At 39.0% G+C, this 21,056-nt stretch carries 24 protein-coding genes; 14 read left to right on the top strand and 10 right to left on the bottom strand.

Translation table 11 applies throughout. The features are described from left to right. The first annotated feature begins 16 nt into the window (after positions 1 to 16). The 9 genes from plsX (at position 17) to VXM68_RS09385 (ending at position 8,474) form a co-directional block, all read left to right on the top strand. Positions 17 to 955 carry a phosphate acyltransferase PlsX gene (plsX, locus tag VXM68_RS09425; RefSeq protein WP_367211093.1) on the top strand — a complete coding sequence of 313 codons (939 nt, stop codon included), beginning with the start codon at positions 17 to 19 and terminating at the stop codon, positions 953 to 955. A gap of 7 nt (positions 956 to 962) precedes the next feature. Further along, entirely contained in the window at positions 963 to 1,952 is a 990-nt protein-coding gene (locus VXM68_RS09420; RefSeq protein WP_293956477.1) for a beta-ketoacyl-ACP synthase III, read from the top strand. Positions 1,953 to 2,026: 74 nt separating this feature from the next. Continuing rightward, positions 2,027 to 2,509: an acetyl-CoA carboxylase biotin carboxyl carrier protein gene (gene accB, locus VXM68_RS09415; RefSeq protein WP_367211092.1), complete on the top strand. Its 483-nt coding sequence runs from the start codon at positions 2,027 to 2,029 to the stop codon at positions 2,507 to 2,509. 74 nt (positions 2,510 to 2,583) lie between these two features. Continuing rightward, on the top strand, positions 2,584 to 3,939 hold the full coding sequence (accC, locus tag VXM68_RS09410; RefSeq protein WP_293956474.1) for an acetyl-CoA carboxylase biotin carboxylase subunit: 1,356 nt from the start codon (positions 2,584 to 2,586) through the stop codon (positions 3,937 to 3,939). 76 nt (positions 3,940 to 4,015) lie between these two features. Beyond that, on the top strand, positions 4,016 to 4,876 hold the full coding sequence (tatC, locus tag VXM68_RS09405; RefSeq protein WP_293956473.1) for a twin-arginine translocase subunit TatC: 861 nt from the start codon (positions 4,016 to 4,018) through the stop codon (positions 4,874 to 4,876). Positions 4,877 to 4,889: 13 nt separating this feature from the next. Then, a complete protein-coding gene (rpiB, locus tag VXM68_RS09400; protein ID WP_294184119.1) occupies positions 4,890 to 5,336 on the top strand; it encodes a ribose 5-phosphate isomerase B in 447 nt (148 codons plus the stop codon). A gap of 178 nt (positions 5,337 to 5,514) precedes the next feature. Continuing rightward, the gene (locus VXM68_RS09395; RefSeq protein ID WP_367211091.1) at positions 5,515 to 7,089 is read left to right on the top strand and encodes a M28 family peptidase; all 1,575 of its coding nucleotides are present in this window, start codon (positions 5,515 to 5,517) and stop codon (positions 7,087 to 7,089) included. A gap of 157 nt (positions 7,090 to 7,246) precedes the next feature. Next, the gene (locus tag VXM68_RS09390; RefSeq protein WP_294184115.1) at positions 7,247 to 8,179 is read left to right on the top strand and encodes a J domain-containing protein; all 933 of its coding nucleotides are present in this window, start codon (positions 7,247 to 7,249) and stop codon (positions 8,177 to 8,179) included. A 4-nt stretch (positions 8,180 to 8,183) separates the two neighbouring features. Further along, positions 8,184 to 8,474: a chaperone modulator CbpM gene (locus VXM68_RS09385; RefSeq protein WP_294184113.1), complete on the top strand. Its 291-nt coding sequence runs from the start codon at positions 8,184 to 8,186 to the stop codon at positions 8,472 to 8,474. 22 nt (positions 8,475 to 8,496) lie between these two features. Here the strand turns inward: VXM68_RS09385 and VXM68_RS09380 are convergent, their stop codons facing one another. The 6 genes from VXM68_RS09380 to VXM68_RS09355 form a co-directional block, all read right to left on the bottom strand. After that, positions 8,497 to 9,390: a hypothetical protein gene (locus VXM68_RS09380; protein WP_294184111.1), complete on the bottom strand. Its 894-nt coding sequence runs from the start codon at positions 9,388 to 9,390 to the stop codon at positions 8,497 to 8,499. A 15-nt stretch (positions 9,391 to 9,405) separates the two neighbouring features. Beyond that, a complete protein-coding gene (locus VXM68_RS09375) occupies positions 9,406 to 10,650 on the bottom strand; it encodes an energy transducer TonB (protein ID WP_367211090.1) in 1,245 nt (414 codons plus the stop codon). A 29-nt stretch (positions 10,651 to 10,679) separates the two neighbouring features. Beyond that, the gene (locus VXM68_RS09370; protein WP_367211089.1) at positions 10,680 to 11,048 is read right to left on the bottom strand and encodes a BlaI/MecI/CopY family transcriptional regulator; all 369 of its coding nucleotides are present in this window, start codon (positions 11,046 to 11,048) and stop codon (positions 10,680 to 10,682) included. Positions 11,049 to 11,191: 143 nt separating this feature from the next. Beyond that, entirely contained in the window at positions 11,192 to 11,596 is a 405-nt protein-coding gene (arfB, locus tag VXM68_RS09365; RefSeq protein ID WP_367211088.1) for an alternative ribosome rescue aminoacyl-tRNA hydrolase ArfB, read from the bottom strand. Next, positions 11,593 to 11,991: a DUF1003 domain-containing protein gene (locus tag VXM68_RS09360; protein WP_367211087.1), complete on the bottom strand. Its 399-nt coding sequence runs from the start codon at positions 11,989 to 11,991 to the stop codon at positions 11,593 to 11,595. The genes arfB and VXM68_RS09360 overlap by 4 nt, the downstream gene beginning before the upstream one ends. Positions 11,992 to 12,061: 70 nt before the next feature. Beyond that, a complete protein-coding gene (locus VXM68_RS09355; RefSeq protein ID WP_367211086.1) occupies positions 12,062 to 12,310 on the bottom strand; it encodes a hypothetical protein in 249 nt (82 codons plus the stop codon). Between the two features lie 319 nt (positions 12,311 to 12,629). Here VXM68_RS09355 and bshA point away from each other — a divergent pair, with 319 nt between their 5' ends. The 4 genes from bshA to VXM68_RS09335 all read left to right on the top strand — a co-directional run bounded on the left by bshA (position 12,630) and on the right by VXM68_RS09335 (position 16,361). Next, a complete protein-coding gene (gene bshA / locus VXM68_RS09350; RefSeq protein ID WP_294184103.1) occupies positions 12,630 to 13,772 on the top strand; it encodes an N-acetyl-alpha-D-glucosaminyl L-malate synthase BshA in 1,143 nt (380 codons plus the stop codon). A gap of 74 nt (positions 13,773 to 13,846) precedes the next feature. Further along, positions 13,847 to 14,551: a UMP kinase gene (gene pyrH, locus VXM68_RS09345; RefSeq protein WP_075991132.1), complete on the top strand. Its 705-nt coding sequence runs from the start codon at positions 13,847 to 13,849 to the stop codon at positions 14,549 to 14,551. A gap of 28 nt (positions 14,552 to 14,579) precedes the next feature. Beyond that, positions 14,580 to 15,143, top strand: coding sequence for a ribosome recycling factor (gene frr / locus VXM68_RS09340; RefSeq protein WP_294184101.1), 564 nt, complete (start codon positions 14,580 to 14,582; stop codon positions 15,141 to 15,143). Between the two features lie 234 nt (positions 15,144 to 15,377). Beyond that, the gene (locus VXM68_RS09335) at positions 15,378 to 16,361 is read left to right on the top strand and encodes a sugar phosphate isomerase/epimerase family protein (protein ID WP_367211085.1); all 984 of its coding nucleotides are present in this window, start codon (positions 15,378 to 15,380) and stop codon (positions 16,359 to 16,361) included. 44 nt (positions 16,362 to 16,405) lie between these two features. Here the strand turns inward: VXM68_RS09335 and purE are convergent, their stop codons facing one another. From purE to VXM68_RS09315, 4 genes are read right to left on the bottom strand one after another with little or no spacing between them, the layout of a single operon-like run. Next, positions 16,406 to 16,915: a 5-(carboxyamino)imidazole ribonucleotide mutase gene (gene purE / locus VXM68_RS09330; RefSeq protein WP_293956462.1), complete on the bottom strand. Its 510-nt coding sequence runs from the start codon at positions 16,913 to 16,915 to the stop codon at positions 16,406 to 16,408. 8 nt (positions 16,916 to 16,923) lie between these two features. Then, positions 16,924 to 18,066: a 5-(carboxyamino)imidazole ribonucleotide synthase gene (locus VXM68_RS09325; RefSeq protein WP_293956461.1), complete on the bottom strand. Its 1,143-nt coding sequence runs from the start codon at positions 18,064 to 18,066 to the stop codon at positions 16,924 to 16,926. Positions 18,067 to 18,097: 31 nt separating this feature from the next. Next, the gene (locus tag VXM68_RS09320; RefSeq protein ID WP_367211084.1) at positions 18,098 to 18,601 is read right to left on the bottom strand and encodes an NADH-quinone oxidoreductase subunit B; all 504 of its coding nucleotides are present in this window, start codon (positions 18,599 to 18,601) and stop codon (positions 18,098 to 18,100) included. A 3-nt stretch (positions 18,602 to 18,604) separates the two neighbouring features. Beyond that, positions 18,605 to 19,198, bottom strand: a complete 594-nt coding sequence (locus tag VXM68_RS09315; protein WP_294184097.1) for an NADH-quinone oxidoreductase subunit A — start codon at positions 19,196 to 19,198, stop codon at positions 18,605 to 18,607. 301 nt (positions 19,199 to 19,499) lie between these two features. Between VXM68_RS09315 and VXM68_RS09310 the strand changes: the two genes are divergently transcribed. Next, entirely contained in the window at positions 19,500 to 21,035 is a 1,536-nt protein-coding gene (locus VXM68_RS09310) for an IS1182 family transposase (protein ID WP_367209531.1), read from the top strand. Positions 21,036 to 21,056 lie beyond the last annotated feature (21 nt).

The following is a 21,056-nucleotide window of genomic DNA, read 5'->3' as shown; positions in this document are numbered from 1 at the left end:
TACTAAATAATAACGGATGAAGATTGGTTTAGATATTTTAGGAGGAGATTATGCTCCTAAAGCAACGATAACAGGTGCTATTGAGGCACAAAAGCAGCTTACTGGAGACCAAAAAATAGTCCTTTTTGGTAAAACTGAAGAGACAAAACAATTAATCAATCAAGCCGGAGGAAATTCATCTGACTTTGAATATGTTGAGGCTCCAGAAATCATTGCAATGGGTGAACATCCAACCAAAGCAATAACTCAAAAACCCAACTCAAGTATTGCGAAGGGATTTGACTATTTAAAAAACAAAGAAATCGACTCATTCGCTTCTGCTGGTAACACAGGCGCTATGCTCGTGGGCTCGATGTTTAGCGTTAAAGCTATCCCAGGCATATTGCGTCCTGCTATAGCGTCCATCGTTCCCAAATTGAAATCAGGCTTCGGGATCTTATTGGACGTCGGCGCAAATGCGGACTGTAAACCAGAGATGTTGAACCAATTTGCAATCTTGGGAAGTGTCTTTGCCGAACATGTGTTCAATGTATCCAACCCTAAAGTCGGTTTATTGAATATCGGAGAAGAAGAAGAAAAAGGAAACATCTTAACAACCTCTACCTACCCCCTACTAAAAGCCAACGACAAAATTAACTTTATCGGAAATGCAGAAGGTCGCGACCTGTTCAGTGACCATGCGGACGTATATGTCTGTGATGGATTTACAGGAAACGTCGTCTTGAAACTTGCAGAATCATTTTATGTAGTAACGTTGAAAAAGGGTTTTAAAGATGATTTTTTCGACCGATTCAACTACGAACAGTACGGCGGAAGCCCTATCCTGGGAGTAAATGCTCCTGTCATTATTGGCCACGGTATTTCGACACCTGAGGCCATTAAAAATATGGTTTTATTTTCAAGAGATATGATCGAGTCTAAGTTCATTGACAGCATCAGATCTATTTTCAATTAGAATATTTATGTCAAAGATTCACGCCGCAATTACGGCTGTAAATGGTTACGTTCCGGATTACATCCTAACCAACAAAGAATTGGAAACAATGGTCGACACTAACGACGAGTGGATCGTTTCCAGAACGGGAATCAAAGAGCGTCGCATCTTAAAAGGCGAAGGGCTTGCTACTTCAGATCTTGCTGTACCTGCCGTTCAAGGTTTATTGAAAAAAAGAGGCATAGCTGCTACAGATATTGATCTTATCATCTTTTGTACCAGTACTCCAGATATGCTGTTCCCTGCCACAGCTAATATTCTTGCCGATAAAATTGGAGCGACCAATGCTTGGGGATTTGATCTTCAGGCTGCATGCTCAGGATTTTTATTCGGTTTGAATACGGCAACGCAATTTATCATTGCTGGTACACACAAAAAAGTACTCGTTGTCGGTGCAGACAAAATGTCTTCGGTCATCAATTATCAAGACCGCAATACCTGTATCCTATTTGGTGATGGTTGTGGTTGTGTACTACTGGAACCTAATGAGGAAGGCATGGGTATACAAGATGCAATTTTAAAAACCGATGGTTCTGGGGGACAATTTTTGAATATCAAAGGTGGAGGTTCACTCAATCCAGCCTCACATGCAACGGTAGATGCAGGATTGCACTATGCCTATCAGGAAGGCCGTACTGTATTTAAATTTGCGGTAACCAATATGGCAGATGTTGCGCACGAAGTGATGGTCAAAAACAATCTTAAATCTGAAGATATCGCGTGGTTGGTACCTCATCAGGCCAATAAACGTATCATTGATGCTACAGCAGAGCGGGTGGGATTGCCGGATGAGAAGGTCATGGTAAACATTCAAAAATATGGCAACACAACAAGTGGTACGATCCCTTTGTGTTTATGGGAATGGGAATCGCAATTGAAGAAAGGAGATAATCTTATCCTTGCCGCTTTCGGCGGTGGTTTCACTTGGGGATCCATCTATTTAAAATGGGCGTATTAATTGTCCATTTTATGGTATAATTTATTACTTTTGACAGTTAGAATTTTTTAGAAACAAACAAAACCTAGAATACTATGGGTATGGATATCAAACAAATTCAGGACTTGATTAAATTCGTTTCAAAATCAGGTGTGAATGAAGTCTCGATTGAAGAGCAAGATTTTAAAATTACAATAAAAACAAATCAAGAGCCTACGTATGTAACAGCTTCTGTTCCTGCTGCTGCTGCCCCTATCGCTGCTCCTCAAGTTGCGCAAGCGGCGGCACCAGCTCCTGTAGCTAGTCCTGCAGCGCAAGCTACAAATGCAGATGCAAACTTGATTACAATCAAATCACCAATGATCGGTACATTCTACCGTTCGGCAGGCCCTGGCAAACCGTCTTTCATCAATGTTGGTGATGATATCAATACAGGTTCTGTATTATGTATCGTTGAAGCGATGAAATTATTCAACGAAATTGAATCTGAAGTTTCAGGTAAAATCGTTAAGATTTTGGTAGAAGATGCTCAACCTGTTGAGTTCGACCAGCCATTATTCTTAGTTGAGCCTAAATAATTTACAATTGCGTAAATGAATATATGTAGCCTCCAAAGGGCTACATTTTTTTGCAAACTTCATAATACAAGACAATGTTCAAAAAAATATTAATTGCTAATAGAGGAGAGATTGCCCTGCGCATTATCCGTACCTGTCGTGAAATGGGTATCAAAAGTGTCGCAGTATATTCTACTGCTGACCGAGATAGCCTACACGTAAGATTTGCGGATGAAGCCGTTTGTATTGGTCCCCCTCCAAGTAGAGATTCTTACTTAAACATTCCGAATATTATTTCTGCTGCCGAACTGACAAATGCTGATGCTATCCATCCAGGATATGGTTTCTTATCCGAAAATGCGCGCTTTTCAGCGATATGTGCAGAGTATGGCATCAAATTTATTGGTGCTACGGCCGAACAAATCGAGAAGATGGGTGATAAATCCCGTGCTAAGGATACCATGAAAAAAGCTGGTGTTCCTACAGTGCCCGGATCAGAAGGTTTGATCTCAAATGTAAAAGAAGGTATTTCATTAGCCAATGAAATCGGTTATCCTGTTATTATCAAAGCAACTGCTGGTGGTGGTGGTCGTGGGATGCGTATCATTTGGAAAGATGAAGAATTCGAACCAGCGTGGGATTCTGCACGAGTTGAATCAGCAGCAGCTTTCGGTAATGACGGAATCTACCTTGAAAAATATGTGGAAGAACCTCGTCATATTGAATTTCAGATTGTAGGTGATCAATTTGGCACTGTATGCCACCTATCTGAACGTGACTGTTCAATTCAACGCCGTCACCAAAAATTGATCGAAGAATCGCCATCTCCATTTATGACTCCTGAGTTGAGAGCAGAAATGGGTGAAGCTGCTGTCAAAGGTGCCAAAGCGGTGAACTATGAGGGCGCAGGTACAATCGAATTCTTAGTTGACAAACATCGTAACTTCTACTTTATGGAAATGAATACCCGTATCCAGGTAGAACATCCAGTAACGGAAGAAGTCATCAACTTTGATTTGATCAAAGAACAGATTAAAGTGGCAGCAGGAATTCCGATCTCGGGAAAAAATTATGAACCGCAGATGCATGCCATTGAATGTCGTATCAATGCAGAAGATCCTTTTAATAACTTCCGCCCTTCTCCAGGTAAGATCACGAACTTTCACTCGCCAGGTGGGCATGGAGTACGTGTAGATACTCACGTATATTCAGGATACACGATTCCGCCTAATTACGATTCAATGATTGCGAAATTAATCACCGTGGCACAAACACGTGAGGAAGCAATCAGCACGATGGAACGAGCACTCAGCGAATTTGTTATCGAAGGGATCAAAACAACCATCCCTTTGCACTTAAGATTGATGCGTGATCCTAACTTCAGAGCAGGTAATTTCACGACAAAGTTTATGGAAACTTTCGATCTAACTGAATATCCTGCAGAAGATTAAATAAAATTATCTTTACACACATAAAAAATACCATTCTTTACAATAAGAATGGTATTTTTGTTTCCAAACAATTTTTATGAGTACACCTAATTCGAAAGATCTTATACAAGCTATTAAAGATAAAGGGAAGAACATAGAAGCAGAGATGTCGTTCTTTGACCACCTTGAGGTTTTAAGATGGCATTTAGTCCGTTCAGCAATTGCGATCTGTATCTTTGCAGGTATTGCTTTTACATTCTATGATTTCGTATTCAACGATATCATCATGGGACCAAAGAATCTAAATTTTTGGACCTATCGCATGATGTGTAAAGCAGCCGACGCTTTCAATCTGGCAGACTTTTGTGTAAAAAAAATTCCTTTTAATATCATCAATACTGAACTAGCTGGTCAATTTATGCTTCAGATAAACTCCTGTTTATTGATGGCCTTGATGATGGGTTTCCCTTATCTCCTTTTCGAAATTTGGTTATTTGTAAAACCCGCATTAACAGACGTAGAAAGACGATCTGCCCGTGGGTTTGTATTTTATGCTTCGCTATTGTTTATTTTAGGGGCACTTTTCGGATACTACATTGTTGTACCATTATCCATCAACTTTCTAGCAAATGTATCGCTGAGTGATGAAATTGTCAACCAAATTACCATTGATAATTACCTTTCGACGATTTCAACCCTAACATTGGGTTGTGGTATTGTTTTCTTACTTCCGATACTGGTATTTATTCTATCTAAAATCGGTATTATGACTCCGGAATTTATGCGAGCCAGCCGTCGTTATGCAACAGTCATTATTTTAGTGATAGCAGCGGTTATTACACCTTCGGCAGATGTTATTACCATGCTGACAGTTGCAGCACCAATGTTCCTATTATATGAAATCAGTATTATGGTTTCTGCAGATGTTAAAAGAAAAAAATTAGCACAAGAAAAATAAAATAACAATAAAAATGAGCAGCGTAAAGAAAATTGCAATTGGAAGTGACCACGCGGGTTTTGAGTACAAAACAGCTTTGGTAAGCTTTTTGAAAGAACTGGGGTATGAAGTAACAGATTTTGGGACAAATTCTCCAGACTCAGTTGACTATCCAGATTTTGCACATCCGGTTGCATCAGCAGTAGAAAATAAAGAAGCAGATGCCGGAGTTTTAATTTGTGGCAGTGCAAATGGAGTTGCTATCACAGCCAATAAGCACCAAAATATTCGTGCTGCTATTTGTTGGTTAGAGGAAATTTCTGCTTTGGCCCGTCAGCATAACGATGCAAACGTAGTGTGTATACCAGCACGTTTTATCGATCTTGAGCTTGCTAAAAAGATTATCAATACATTTATAAACACAGCATTCGAAGGCGGACGTCACGCTAATCGGGTAGACAAAATCGCTTGTAGCTGTTAATAAATTAACATATTTTAAGATGCGGATGAGAGGTAGTCGATACTTTTCATCCGCTTTTTTTTATATATTGTGCAGATACTGAACGTACTCACATCTATCTGCAGGCAGATAGCGGCTGCGGAGCCTACTAAAAACTCAAGATAAAGCTCAAAAAACTAGGAACAGTAAAAAATAAACAATGAAAAAAATATACAACCTGCTATGGATTGCATGCTCGCTGATGAGCTGTGCTAACGCACAGGACGTTAACAGCAAATATGCGGAGGAAATCACGGTAGAATCTACGCAAAAGCATCTGCGCACTTTAGCTTCTGTCGATTTTGAAGGCAGAGGAACAGGGCAAAAAGGAGGACGCCTAGCGGCGGAATATATAGCCAATGAATTTAAAAAGTATGGGCTTACTGCACCTGTCAATGGATCTTATTTCCAACCCCTGCAGCTTATTCGAAACAGCTTCAAGGTAAAGCAATTTAGTATTAATGATAGACCTTTTCAACATGGCAAAGATATTTTTGTCATTGGCAACAATGAAAACAAGTTTTTCGAGAGTAATGAAATCGTTTTTATTGGCTATGGTATTGATGATCCCAAATATTCAGATATCGCTGGCATGGATCTCCACAATAAAATCGTTATGTTGATCAATGAGCATGAACCAAAAGATGAAAAGGGTAATTCATGGATTAGCAAAACAAAGACTCCATCTAATTGGTCGACAACCAGAAATAAAAAAGTTAAGGAAATCCTCAAACACAATCCTAAGATGATACTGGCTATTAATAGTCAGTTATCTCAACTTTTGGAAGATGCCGGAGACCGAGCTACAGAAGGACGCTATAACTTGGCTATAGATCAACCCGCACCAGAGAGGTCGCCTATGATCCCAGTTGTCAATATTACTGATCATGCGGCCAACTATGTTTTGAATCTAGCACGAACCAACCTTGCTGCTGTAGTTTCAAAGATTAATCGATCTGGACAACCAAGTTCTTTTGTTATCCCTACTAATTTTAAAGCAGAGTTTGGCACCAATGCCACTACCCTTACTGACCCAAATATTCTTGGTTACCTGGAAGGGACAGATAAAAAAGATGAAGTCGTGGTAGTTGGAGGCCACTATGACCACGATGGAATAGATTCCAAAGGAAATATCTTCTTTGGGGCCGATGACAATGCCTCGGGCACAACAGCCGTCCTTGAGTTGGCACGTGCTTTTTCAAAAGCTAAATCTGCTGGAAATGGCCCTAGACGCAGTATTTTGTTCATCACCTATGCGGCAGAAGAAAAAGGTTTACTGGGTTCCAAATTCTATACAGAAAATCCGGTATTCCCATTGAAAAACACCGTTGCCTGCATTAATATTGATATGATTGGCCGTGTGGACGACAAACATCTCAAAGGTAATCACGATTATATCCATGCGATCGGTTCAGATAAATTGAGCTCGGAGTTATATCAGATCAATAAAAACGAGAATGAAAAACATACGAAAATGGAGATCGACTACACCTATGACAATCCAAAAGATCCCATGCGTTTGTATTATCGTTCAGATCATTACAACTTTGCAAAAAAAGGTATACCCTCAGTCTTTTATTTTTCCGGATTGCATCCGGACTATCATACACCTGCGGACACCTATGACAAAATCAATTTTCCCTTGATGGTAAAGCGCGAGCAGCTTGCATTCTACACAACATGGCAAATTGCCAATCGGGAAAATCGTCTTGTTGTGGACACGAGTAAAGAATAAAACCGAATTATCCGATGTAAATAAAATTATCTGAACGTACAAAAAAAAGCAGGTGAACGAAGGTTTACCTGCTTTTTTTATACCGTAAAATGATCTCCAGAATAAACATTTTATCGGTAATTATTGTTAACTTTAATACAAAAAACAAGTATAATTTATGGCTTTTGTAGATTACTATAAAGTGCTTGGCATCGATAAGACAGCCTCAGCTGATGAGATCAAAAAAGCATATCGAAAACTGGCCCGTAAATACCATCCTGATGTCAACCCTAACGACAATGAGGCCAAACAACGATTTCAGGAGATTAATGAGGCTAACGAAGTATTATCCGATCCCGAAAAGCGCAAAAAATATGATCAATACGGTGAACATTGGCAACATGGAGAGGAGTATGAAAAAGCGCAACAACAATACCGGCAGTCCCAATCCACCGGTGGAAATCCATTCGGAGCTGGAGGGAATCCATTCGGCAGTGGCGGATCTTACGAATACACTGGAAACTTTGATGATGGGCAATTCTCCGATTTCTTCGAACAGATGTTTGGCAGCAGACGTGGCGGCGGGCGCCAAAGTACATTTCGTGGACAGGACTTTAATGCTGAACTTAGCTTAACCTTACAAGAAGCTTACACGACACATCAACAGACCTTCAATATCAATGGGAAAAGTATCCGCATCACGATTCATGCCGGCGTGGAAGATGGCCAGAAAATCAAATTGAAAGGATATGGCAGTGAGGGCATCAATGGTGGACCGAAGGGAGATCTCTATATCACCATTAACATCATACCAGATGCTCGTTTTAAACGTCAGGGAAACGACTTATATACAACACTAGATATTGACCTCTATACTGCGGTTCTGGGCGGTGAAGCAACTTTAGATACGTTCGGAGGCAAAATAAAATTGAAGATTAAAGACGAGAGTCAAAATGGTGCAAAAATGCGTCTTAAGGGAAAAGGCTTTCCCTTATATCGCAAAGAAGGTGAGTTTGGCGATCTATATGTCACATTGAATATACAAATGCCGAGCAATCTGACTGCCAAAGAAAAGGCATTGTTTCAACAATTGAGGGATTTAAAGCAATAATCTTATGGAAACAACACTGATAAAAGTCATAGATTTCTGTCAATCCAGAAAGGTTGAAATAACTTTCTTGGAAACGATGGTGGAATATGGTCTCATACACATCGTCATTCAACAGGAAGAACAATATATCGATGAAGACGATCTTCAGAAACTGGAACGCTTTTCGAATCTCTACTATGAACTTGATGTAAATCCTGCGGGAATTCAGGTGGCAAGCCATCTCTTAGAGAAAGTTGAACAGCTCCAAAATGAAATCTTGCATTTAAAGAATAAATTGAAAGCCGTGGATTATTGATCCACGGCTTTCAATTTATTCTTTAGAATTCGACATCACGCTCTGTATTCACCTTAGTTTGCCAAATAATGTTGTCTTGCAATGTGGTATACAGAATTTCATAGTCCCCTTTACAGGTGACAAAAGACCCATAAAAATCACCGGGCTTCATCACGCGGTAAACAACTAATTTTCTTTTCCCCTCAACCAAACCATAGGCTTTCATTAACATATAGCCTGTTTGATTTACCTTTTCTTCGGGAATTTTATAATCCAAATGTGAACGGCTACTGCCATCATCAGGGCATAAAATTTCTGTGCGGCTCGGGGTAAATTTATAATGATCGCGATACATTGCTACATTCGACATAACAATGTCCTTTGCCCACTCGATATCTGTAAAATCCTCTGGAACGATAAAAATAAGAGACACCATTTTCTCCTGCCAAAGTCGTCCATTAACAGGAATTACAAAATGAAGTAATTTTTGTCCTTTAAAAGTTGTCGTCGTGTAAAAATATCGCCCTTCCTTATTTTGCTCCCGTTGAAAAGAACTTAGATCAAATAAATGATTTTTCTTTCCTTTTACATTTGGCGAATTGTTAACAATTGCAAGCATATTGTAGCGATATTTTCCCTCCAAATGTCCAGAAAATAGCACGCTGTAGGCAGTGTCCGAATAACGCAAGTGGCGTAGAACCTTGCGAAAACTACGCGTAACTTTATCGGCATTGATTGGACTATTATTGCCTTGCCAATTTTTGCTCTCCATAATATCATCTCCTAAAAATACGGTGAGCTCTTTATTGAGATTAACAAAATATTCATCTCCCTCGACAGAAAAACCGTTAGGAACGACCTGATAAGATTTACATGAAGAGAGCGTCGCAAAGGCGATAATGACACAGAAGAAACGGATGATTATGGGGTGCATCATGTAATACCTGGTGTTTTATTTTGCTAGATTAAGACGAATGGGCAATGTATAGGCAACCCGTACTGGTTTACCACCTACAAGCGCTGGTTTCCATCTTTTTGCACTTTCCACAAGTTTCATCGTTGCTTCTTTGGTGCCATAACCGATATCCTTTTTAACGTTAATATGGGATAAGCTACCATCAATTTCAACAATAAAATTGACTTCAATCATACCACTGACATTATGTTCCACAGCCTCTTTTGGAAACTGAAAATTATTGCCTACCCAAATCATAAATGACTGCATTCCTCCTTCTGGAACTGGCTTCACTTCGACCCGATCAAAAGACATCGTATCCGATTGTTCATTGGACTGTATGTGGCTTCGCTTTGTTTGTTTAGGCGGATAGCTCTGATGATCGAATGCTGCCACCTGCTTAACACCTGACTCAACAGCTAAAACCATTCCTTTAGCCCTGCTCGTATTAAATATCATGGTTGAAGCAAGTACAACCAATATCATAGGTAAGATAGATACATATAGCAGCTTACATTTACTTGCGGATTTATTCTTAAATAACATCATAATTCTTTTCTTTAAAAATGAATGATTTGAAAACTCATGTATCAGCGGCAGCTGATCTACCTGTAATGCATGGGCGACCAACATCTCTGCGTATGCTACCCTATCTGTCGAACAGATTTCGTCTGCAATACATTCGTGCTGGAACTTTAACTCCTGTTGAAAGAAATATAAGATGGGATTAAACCAGTTGAAGATTTTCAATAGCTCTATTAAAAGCAAATCATACGAGTGCCGCTGATCCACATGAACACGCTCATGAGATTCTATAGTACTCTTATTTTTAATCGCTTCGCCAATGAAAACCTTATCGAAAAATGAAAAACTTAAATAGTCATGCTTCTGAGCTAACGTCTTTACCAACGATATTCCCTTCCAGATAAAAAAGCCCCCGCTAATGGCAACACCAATCCAATATACAAAAGTAAAGATGTATATTAAATAAATAGGTTGCTCTTGCGGCCCACCGATGGCGATATCTACATAGGTATTTAAATCTACATGAGGAATCTCATATTCGACTGTCTCTATATTTGGCAATTCGATAAAAATTCCAATAGGAGCCAATAATGAAAATAGGGCCATTCCAATCAAATAAATACGATTCAATTGAAAAAAAGTGAGTCTTCTAAAAATCAGTTTATAGAGTACAAAACTGATGATCAATGAGCTATTGACAATCAATAAATAAATCATAATCAAATAGTTTATAAAGGTTTTGGTTGTTATTTATTGCGGTCAATTATAGACAGGATTTCATCAAGTTCCTTAACGTTTAATCTATTCTCTTCCAAAAAATAAGAAAGCATACTTTTGGGGGAATTATCAAAATAATTGTTTAGTAATTTTCCTGTAATACCTTTCTTATATTCCTCTTTTGAAATTTTCGGTAAATACTGATGGCTTTTTCCAAAAGATTCATGCGTCACAAAACCCTTCGTTTCGAGAATACGAACGATGGTCGACACTGTATTGTAGGCAGGTTTCGGTTCTGGCAATCGATCAATAATCTCTTTAACAAATCCACGCCCCATCTCCCAGAGCTCCTTCATAATTTGCTCTTCAGCTTTCGTTAACTCTTTAAAATCATCCATAACTTACATAGAATAAAAAATACCGTCATAATAACACCGTGTCTAAGTTAAAACTAAATATTTAGTTTTACAACTATATTTTTAGTTTTAAAATAAAACACTGATAAACAACACTTTTTATTAAATACTCTAATTTTTCGAATTTATTCCTCGAAATTCTTCCTGCGTGAAGCTTTCAGTTGAGCTTGTTGCTTTTTTCTGTCTAACCTTTTTAAAATACTTGAATAAGGTATTTTTGTTTTCTTTCGGGCCTTTATTGGTACAAGCGCCGACTCCAAAGTGCGTCTAAAGCGATCGATTGCAATTTCTTTATTCCGGATCTGTGATCGATCGATATCACATTCCAGTTGAAATATTCCATATTTATTTATGCGATTTGCCAAAACTGTATAAATCATCGCTTTTTCTTCAAGAGAAATAGCTCTGGAAACCTCGACATTCCACTGGAGCAATACTTTGGATGACACCTTGTTTACGTGTTGTCCACCTGCTCCGCCTGACCTGGAAAACTTAAACGTCAGTTCGCCTATTACTCCTTCTAAATTCATTTTTCTTTGAATGCTTCTTCTATCTTTTCCATCTTTTTTAGCAAAAAACCCAATTTCTCTACTTGGTCCCGCTGTACTTCTGCAAGTTCCTGCTCTTTTCGGATAATGAGATGATCAATTTTCTCATGCAATTCCCTAATTTCCAGTTCAGCCTTTAAGTTAACCATATAATCATTTCTTGCACGCTCGCGATCTTTATCTTCCTGCCTATTTTGGCTCATCATAATAACTGGAGCCTGTAACGCTGCCACACAGGACAGAATCAAGTTAAGTAAGATAAATGGATAGGGATCAAAACCCTTATTATTTAACCAATAGATATTGGCTAAGATCCAAACGATCAAAAAAAAGATAAAGGAAATAATAAATACCCAGCTTCCACCAAATTCAGCCACTTTATCTGCGACTTTGTCCCCTAAGGTGACAGCTTCATTTGTATCCCCATCTAGACTCGCGCTGATTACCTTATTCCTTGAAGCTATCTATGACCTGTTGATCTAATTGACTTAACTGCCCCGACTCATCCCTTAAGAATTCGGATATATAAGCTTCTTTGAACCGTGTCAACTCTGTGGAAGCGATATATTTATCTTTGCCAAAGCTCGGATACTCTTTTTTTATCAGCTTAAAAATTGGCTGTCGAATTGAAGCCCCCAAAATACGTTGTTCAGAAGGGAATTGCTGTCCTGAAATATCACTTATAAAGTTATCCATATACCAATTAAATGTCTATTTAAAGATAGCGCTTTTTAACCAATCAAAAAATTCACAAAACTATGGCAATTGGTTTCTGTTATTTTACGCATAAATAGTCGAAATTTGCAGCACAAAATTTAGTAGTAATCATCTTCAAATTTTCGTGTGGCCATGAAATAATTGAAGAAGATAATCGTCAGATGAAATAGCAATATCGCATATATTTAGACGAAAATAGTTGGAATACTAACATGAGGTTCACGGGAGCCTTTACAATAAAATTGAACAGTGCATACTAGAGATGCCGTTAAATATACGCTCAGACATAATTACGCAGATGAAAATAGGAATTGTTTGTTATCCCACCTTTGGTGGAAGTGGTGTAGTTGCAACCGAACTCGGAAAGGCTTTGGCAGCTAATGGACATGAGATCCATTTTATTACCTATCGACAACCTGCACGGCTGGATTTCTTCTCTGAAAACTTATACTACCACGAGGTAGCTGTTTCGCAATATCCGCTTTTTGACTTTCTACCCTACGAATCTGCATTAGCCAGCAAACTGGTGGATGTTGTTCGTTTCGAAAAGTTGGATTTGATCCACGTCCACTATGCAATCCCACATGCATCAGCGGCATTTATGGCAAAACAGATCTTGCTTACTACCTATGGCATTACTATTCCAGTAGTAACCACCTTACATGGCACAGATATTACGCTAGTGGGTAAGGACAAAAGTTTTAGTCCCGTTGTTACATTCTCCATCAATCAATCAGATGGTGTAACTGCAGTATCACAGAATCTAAAAGATCAGACGCAGGGATACTTTGACATCACCCGCGACATCAAGGTGATCCCGAACTTTATTGATTTGGACAGATTCAGCAATAAAGACCGTTCACATTTCAAAAAAGCCATTGCTCCGGGCAATGAAAGGATATTGGTGCATACGTCCAACTTCAGAAAGGTTAAAAATACGGAGGATGTCATTCGCATTTTTAAGAAAGTACATGATGTCATCCCTTCGAAGCTCTTAATGGTAGGAGATGGTCCCGAACGTCGAAACGCAGAAGAGCTTTCGAGAGAACTTGGTGTATGTCAAGACATACGTTTCTTGGGTAAACAAGATGCGGTGGAAGAAATACTGTCTGTATCGGATCTTTTCCTCATGCCTTCCAGCTCGGAAAGTTTCGGACTTGCAGCACTAGAGGCCATGGCCTGTCAAGTTCCGGTGATTTCTTCTAATACGGGTGGTTTACCTGAACTGAATAAGAATGGTGTCACTGGATTTCTCAGTGCGGTGGGCGATGTGGCTGACATGGCGAAAAATGCAATCTATATCCTCGAAGATGGTGAACGTCTACAGAAATTTAAAGAAGCAGCATTAAATCACGCCAAAGAATTCCAATTGTCTAATATTATGCCTCTTTATGAGCAATATTACCAACAAGTCATTAATCAAACACTAAAACCACAATAAATATCACTTTAAGTCTTAGGGGATAAAAAAAATATTTTATCTTTGACCTTTGGAAAATTTCCAAAAAAACAATTATGAAATACAAACGTATCTTATTAAAACTTAGCGGTGAATCCTTAATGGGTGACCAAAGCTATGGTATCGATATTAACCGTGTATCACAATACGCTAATGATATCAAAGAAATTCACGATCAAGGTTTAGAAATTGCAATTGTTATCGGTGGCGGCAATATTTACCGTGGTTTAAGCGCTGAAAAATCAGGAATGGACCGTGTTCAAGCAGACTATATGGGCATGCTTGCCACAGTCATCAACAGTATGGCACTGCAGGATGCGCTTGAGAAAGTTGGTAAAAAGACACGTTTGCTTACTGCGATCAAAATGGAGCAAATATGTGAACCATTTATTCGTAGAAGAGCCGTTCGCCACTTGGAAAAAGGCCGTATTGTTATTTTCGGAGCTGGTACTGGAAATCCGTATTTCACAACAGACACTGCTGCATCCTTACGTGCGATCGAAATCAATGCAGATGCCGTATTGAAAGGAACACGTGTAGATGGTATTTACACTGCTGATCCTGAAAAAGATCCTAGTGCAACAAAATTTGAGGAAATATCATTCACAGAGGTTTATGAGAAAGGATTAAATGTCATGGATATGACTGCCTTTACCCTTTGTCAAGAAAACAAATTACCGATCATCGTATTTGATATGAATAAACCAGGCAATTTATTAAAACTTGCTAATGGTGAACATGTCGGAACTGTGGTTAAATAATTTAAATCTGTTAAAAACGTAATCTTATATGAACGAACTAATTTCAATTGAATTGGACGATTGTAAAGACAAGATGTCCAAAGCAGTTGCTCACACCGAATCCGAATTAACTAAAATTCGTGCCGGTAAAGCTTCTCCATCTATGTTAGATGGTATTTCAGTAGACTATTATGGTAGCGCCACTCCACTTTCACAAGTGGCAAACATCAATACAACTGATGCGCGGACTATTGTCATTCAGCCTTGGGAGAAATCGCTTATCAACGCAATTGAAAAATCTATCACAGACGCTAACCTAGGCATCAACCCGCAGAACGATGGTATCGTTATTCGTCTGAATGTCCCCCCTCTAACAGAAGAAAGGAGACGTGATCTAGTTAAAAAGGTAAAAGAAGAAACTGAGCGAGGCCGTATCGGTATTCGTAACATCCGTAAGGATATCAATGAGTCCATCAAGAAATTAAAAAATGATGGTGCTTCAGAAGATGAAATTAAAACTGCCGAAGGTGAAGTCCAAAAGTTAACTGACGCATTCATTGTAAAAGTTGATAAATTGGCTGAGCTAAAAGAAAAAGATATCATGACTGTTTAGGTATTCCTACTTAAATGGAAAAAAGGTCTGAACGTATTCAGACCTTTTTTCGTAAGGTCTTCCCACACTTTTGCTCCCATTAACTTTCCAAAGACCTGCTTCATACACTCACAAACTATTGTTTTACACATATTTAGAACTCTAAACTCAACGCATCTTTCAAAATATTCCTCGTTGCACCATTGATTTTTAAACAAATAATTGTACATTGTACACTAACAAGTAATCAATTATATGATGAACAATTCTCGCCGTCAATTTTTAAAGCAAGCTGGAATAGGTCTTTCGGCAGCTTATCTGGTGCCCAACTTTATATCTTGTCAAAATAAAGCCGGTGCAATCAGCGACAATCCATTACAGAATATAGGCGTACAGCTTTATTCCATCCGCGATTTAATGGATAAAGATCCGAAAGGATCTTTGGAACAAATTGCCAAAATTGGGTATAAACATGTTGAGCTCTATGGTATAGACGCCACAGCCAAACAGTTCTGGAAATTGCCCTACAAAGAGTTGAAGAAAATATTGGATGATAACGGTCTAAAAACACATTCAGGCCATTATGATATGTCCAAATACCTAAGTAAAGCTCATATCGACAAAGAGGATCTTGCGGTTTATTTTGATGCAGCAAAAGAACTTGGTCAAGAATATGTAATTGCCCCTGTAACACCAATGTTCGATCTGAATGCATTGAAAAAAGACGATTATCTCTATGCTTCAGAGCAATTGAATAAGGCTGGTGAACAGGCTAAAAAATTAGGTTTAAAAGTTGCTTATCACAACCATTTCTGGGAATTTAGGGATCTAGGCAATAATACGACGGGTGAAGAGGTAATGCTTGCATTTACCGAGCCAGACCTGGTCGATTTTGAATTAGACCTTTTTTGGGCAGAAAAAGCTGGTAAAAACCCGATATCTTTGTTTGAAAAATTCCCCAACCGTTTTAAATTGTGGCATGTCAAAGATATGGATAAAACAAAATCCAATCCTATTGAGTGGCCGAAAGATGGAAAATTGCCTATCGAGCAAATTTTCAATGATATCAAGTATACCGAAGTAGGAACAGGCAGCATCAATTTCCCTGAGATTGTTAAAGAAAAGAGCAAATCAGGACTTAAATATGCCTTTGTTGAACAAGATAATATTGATATGCCCAATAAGATGGAAAGTCTTAAAAAGAGCTACGATTATGTTCAGGCAAATCTTACAAAATAAAAAAGGGAGCAATGCTCCCTTTTTTATTTTGTAAGAATGTCAACTTAGAATTCGGTATCCTCAACTTGCACAGCTGTCTCAATTACTTTTCTCGCTAACTCTTCTTTATAGTCAATAATATTATTGCCGATTACTTCATCACTTGTACCTAGAATCTGAGCGGCTAATATACCCGCATTCTTCGCTGCATTCAAAGCGACTGTAGCTACAGGAATGCCATTGGGCATCTGAAGGATAGAAAGCACAGAGTCCCATCCGTCAATTGAATTCGAAGATTTGACAGGGACACCTATGACGGGTAAATGTGTAATAGAGGCTACCATTCCTGGTAAGTGCGCGGCTCCGCCTGCCCCAGCAATAATAACTTTCAAACCACGAATTGCGGCATTTTTTGCGTAATCAAACATACGCTGAGGTGTACGGTGTGCTGAAACAATCGTTACTTCAAACTCTACACCGAGGACTTTTAGAACATCGATAGCATCCTGCATGACCGGAAGATCAGATTTACTCCCCATGATGATACCAACTTGGGCTTTATTATTTACTGACATAGTCTCTTTTAAGCTTTAACTTTTAATATTTCTTGTACTTTTCTCGCATTGGAGATTGCCTTCTCCCGATCGTCATTGATAATGCAGACATGTCCCATTTTACGGAAAGGCTTTGTATATTTCTTGCCATAAAGATGGATATATACACCTTCCATAGCAAGTACCTCTTCAACACCTTCATATTTAGCCAGCCCTTCATAGCCCGCTTCACCCAATAGATTAATCATGACTGTATTCGTCCTGCAGCGCGTATCCCCCAGAGGTAGATTAAATATGGCTCTTAAATGTTGTGCAAATTGCGACACATAATTACCCTCAATGGTCTGATGGCCACTATTGTGTGGACGGGGAGCCAATTCGTTAACTAAAATATCGCCATTTTTTGTTAGAAACATCTCTACGGCCAATATTCCGACAATTTGTAGATCTTCTGCGATTTTTTTTGCGATCATCTCGGCTCGCTGTTGTATTTCCACACCATACAAAGAAGGAGCGATCAAAAATTCAACTAAATTTGCTTGTGGATTGAATTCCATTTCCACCATTGGAAAGGTAGAAACTTCTCCTTTATCATTCCGGGCAACAATAACAGCAATTTCCTTTTCAAAATCTACCCATTCTTCAATTAAACTTGGCTCCTCAAAAGCCTCTTGAATATCCTGCTGTGTGACAATTTTCTTTACACCCTTTCCGTCATATCCGTCCCGACGTAATTTTTGGATATAAGGAAGGCTTAGTGGAGCGTTCATCATATTATCCTTATTGGATATCAATTGGAATGTAGATGTCGGAATATCATTTTGTTTAAAAAATTGCTTTTGTAAACCTTTATCCTGAATTAGACGAATGATACGTGATTGCGGATAAACGATCACTCCTTCACCTTCCAGCTTTTCCAGCGCATCTACGTTTACCTTCTCAATCTCGATCGTAATCATGTCCAAATCCTTACCGAAATTATAGACCGTTTCAAAATCGCCCAATGATCCACATTCAAATCTATTGCACAACTTGCGACAAGGAGCATTCTTATCGGGATCCAATACATGAACGTTTACATTGTAATTAATGGCTTCCTGGATTAACATTCTTCCCAGTTGTCCACCGCCAAGAATACCTAATTGCAGTTCGCCATAAAAATCTTTTGCCATAATTGATTTAAATCTTATAAATTTTATTTTTTTAAGCTTTCTCTTTGAACAGCTGTTCTCCAAGTAAGCTTTCTTTGTCTATTTTTTTTTGCAATTCAATAAAAGCTCCGATCAGCGCTTCGGGCCGAGGTGGGCACCCTTGAACATACACATTTACAGGAATAATTTTATCCACTCCTTTGACGACATGATACCCATGTTGCCAATAGGGACCACCACAATTTGAACATGACCCCATTGAAATAACATATTTGGGATCAGGCATTTGCTCATATAATTTCTTAATGCGATCAGCCATCTTGAAGGTAACGGTTCCGGCGATAATAATCACATCGGATTGCCGAGGAGAAGGTCTTGGAAAGACGCCCATCCGATCCAAATCGTAGGTAGATGCCATTGCTCCCATCATTTCTATGGCACAACAGGCAATACCGAAACTCATCGGCCACATGGACGACAGCCTTGCCCAGTTGAGTAAATCATCTAATTTGGCAACAATAACACCATCATTTTGCAATTGACTATCTAGACTCATGCTTTATTCAGGTTTTTTAAATCGCGGTTTAAAAGCTGGTTTAGGAACAGAGACGACTTCGTTTGCCGTTACTACTTCTCCAACTACTGTTTCATCTGCTACCGCTACATAATCGCGCAGCTGATATGTTTTATTATTTAAGCTCGCATAGGCGCTATCTGGGATATATACAGGAACCTTCGGTAACGACACTTTCGGCTTAACCCATTCCAAATCCCCCCTCTTCCACACAAACACCAATCCTAAAATTAAGACACCAATAAATATGCCCATTTCGATCATAGTAAACCATCCCCATCTTTCATCTGCTGCAATATATTCCGATTGTCCAAATACAGTAGCCCATGGAAAGATAAAGATAAGCTCCACATCAAAAAGTAAAAAAACGAGGGCAATAACATAGAAGCGCGGATTGAACTGAACCCAAGATGAACCAATTGGTTCCTCTCCACATTCGTACGTACCGGATTTTATGGGATTATTCTTTTTAGGAGAAATTAGACGTGCCAGGAAAATGGTCGCACAGACTAACAGCGCCCCTATCAGAAGAATGATAAGGATTTTGCCGTATTCCGATAATTGCGCGGGGTCATCCATAATGATTACAAATTTAACAAATATTTTGTTCACTCGGGTGAGGAACTTGAAATTACGAATTATTTCTTTAAAAACAGATCAGTTCCAACAAAATCAAGCAGAAGTGACGCTCAATATCCATCTAATCCGACTCACCATGTAATCATACATTCGAGCGGATGAAAGCATGATCATCCAAGAATTAAATCATAAAAAAATAGAGGCTGTCTCAAAAAGACAGCCTCTTTTTTATGTTATTTCATGATATTTAATTTGATTTAATTAATTGATTTTCATATATTTATATTTCAAAAAAAGATATATGTCATCTCAAAGACCTACTTTTAAGCCTTACTATCAGGATCAGATTATGGCAATTCCCCCAACTTTGGACGAATTGGTCTCCAAAGGACATCCGGTACGTATTGTTAACGATGTGATCAACCGTATCAACATACAGGGTCTTTTGGATGCCTACAAGATAAAAGGCTGTTCCAGTTATCATCCGCAAATGCTGTTGAAGGTTCTGGTGTTTGGCTATGTAAGCAATGTCTACAGCAGTCGGAAACTGGAAACAGCCTGCCGGGAGAATATCAACTTCATGTGGCTGAGCGGCATGAGCTATCCCGATCACAATACCATCAACAGATTTCGTGGTGTCCGCTTAAAAGAAGCACTTCGCAGTGTATTTGAAGAAGTTGTTAAGCTCCTGGCCGAAGAAGGGTTGTTAAGCATAGAAGATGTCTACACCGATGGCACCAAGATAGAGGCTAATGCAAACAGATACACTTTCGTTTGGAAGAAAGCTATCCATACCAATAAGGAAAAGATGAAAGCTGCCTTAAAAGATATATGGGACTACGCCCAAAGTATTGCCAAGTCGGAGGACAACCTCCCGGATCCTCCCGATCTGACGACAATTGACAGCGAAAAAGTCCGGGCTACGGTCGATAAGCTGAACAGAGTCTTATCCGACAAACCTTCGGTAAATAAAAAGATGAAGGCAAAGTTGCGTTATGTAACCAAAAACTATCCAGAGAAGATCGTACAATATGAAGAGCAGGAAGCTACTCTGGGAGACAGAAACAGTTATAGCAAAACAGATCCCGATGCCACCTTTATGCGGATGAAAGAGGATCATATGAAAAATGGCCAGCTCAGACCAGGATATAATATCCAGATATCCACGTCCAATCAATACATCGTCAATTACACCATACATTCCAATCCCACAGATACCAGAACATTATCCGGTCATTTGCAACAACATGAGGACAGCTTTGGAAAAACACCGGGAACCCTTACCGCGGATGCCGGTTATGGCAGTGAAGAAAACTATGCATTACTGGCAGCAAAAAATATTGAGAGCTATGTGAAATATGGTATGTTTGACAAAGGACAGAAAAAGAGCTGTGGGGATAAGAAACCATTTTCTGTAGATAAATTACATTATAATCCTTCACAAGATTGCTATATCTGTCCAATGGGACAGGAAATGCATTGTATAGGTACATTTAGCCAAAAGACCTCCGCAGGCTTCCGGCAGGAAATCAAAAAGTATCAGGCAAAAAACTGCACAAACTGCCCGTTGAATGGCGCCTGTCACAAATCACAGGGAAATAGGATCATCGGGGTGAATAAGCAACTTGAGATTTACAGGAACAGGGCATACCAATTGCTCAACAGCGATGTAGGTGTAGCTAAACGAAAACAGAGGTGTTGTGACGTCGAACCTGTCTTTGCAAACATTAAACAGAACCATGGGTTCCGAAGATTTATGCTCCGGGGTAAAGAAAAAGTGTCCATAGAATGGGGATTATTGGCAATAGCACAAAATCTAAGAAAAAAAGCAGCCTAAAAAGCTACTTTTTGTTCATTT

It is taken from the genome of Sphingobacterium sp. R2, from assembly GCF_040760075.1.
In the GTDB taxonomy this organism is placed as follows: Bacteria; Bacteroidota; Bacteroidia; order Sphingobacteriales; family Sphingobacteriaceae; genus Sphingobacterium.
The sequence above is the reverse complement of the archived record's forward strand: the minus strand, read 5'-3'. Positions and strand labels throughout refer to the sequence as shown.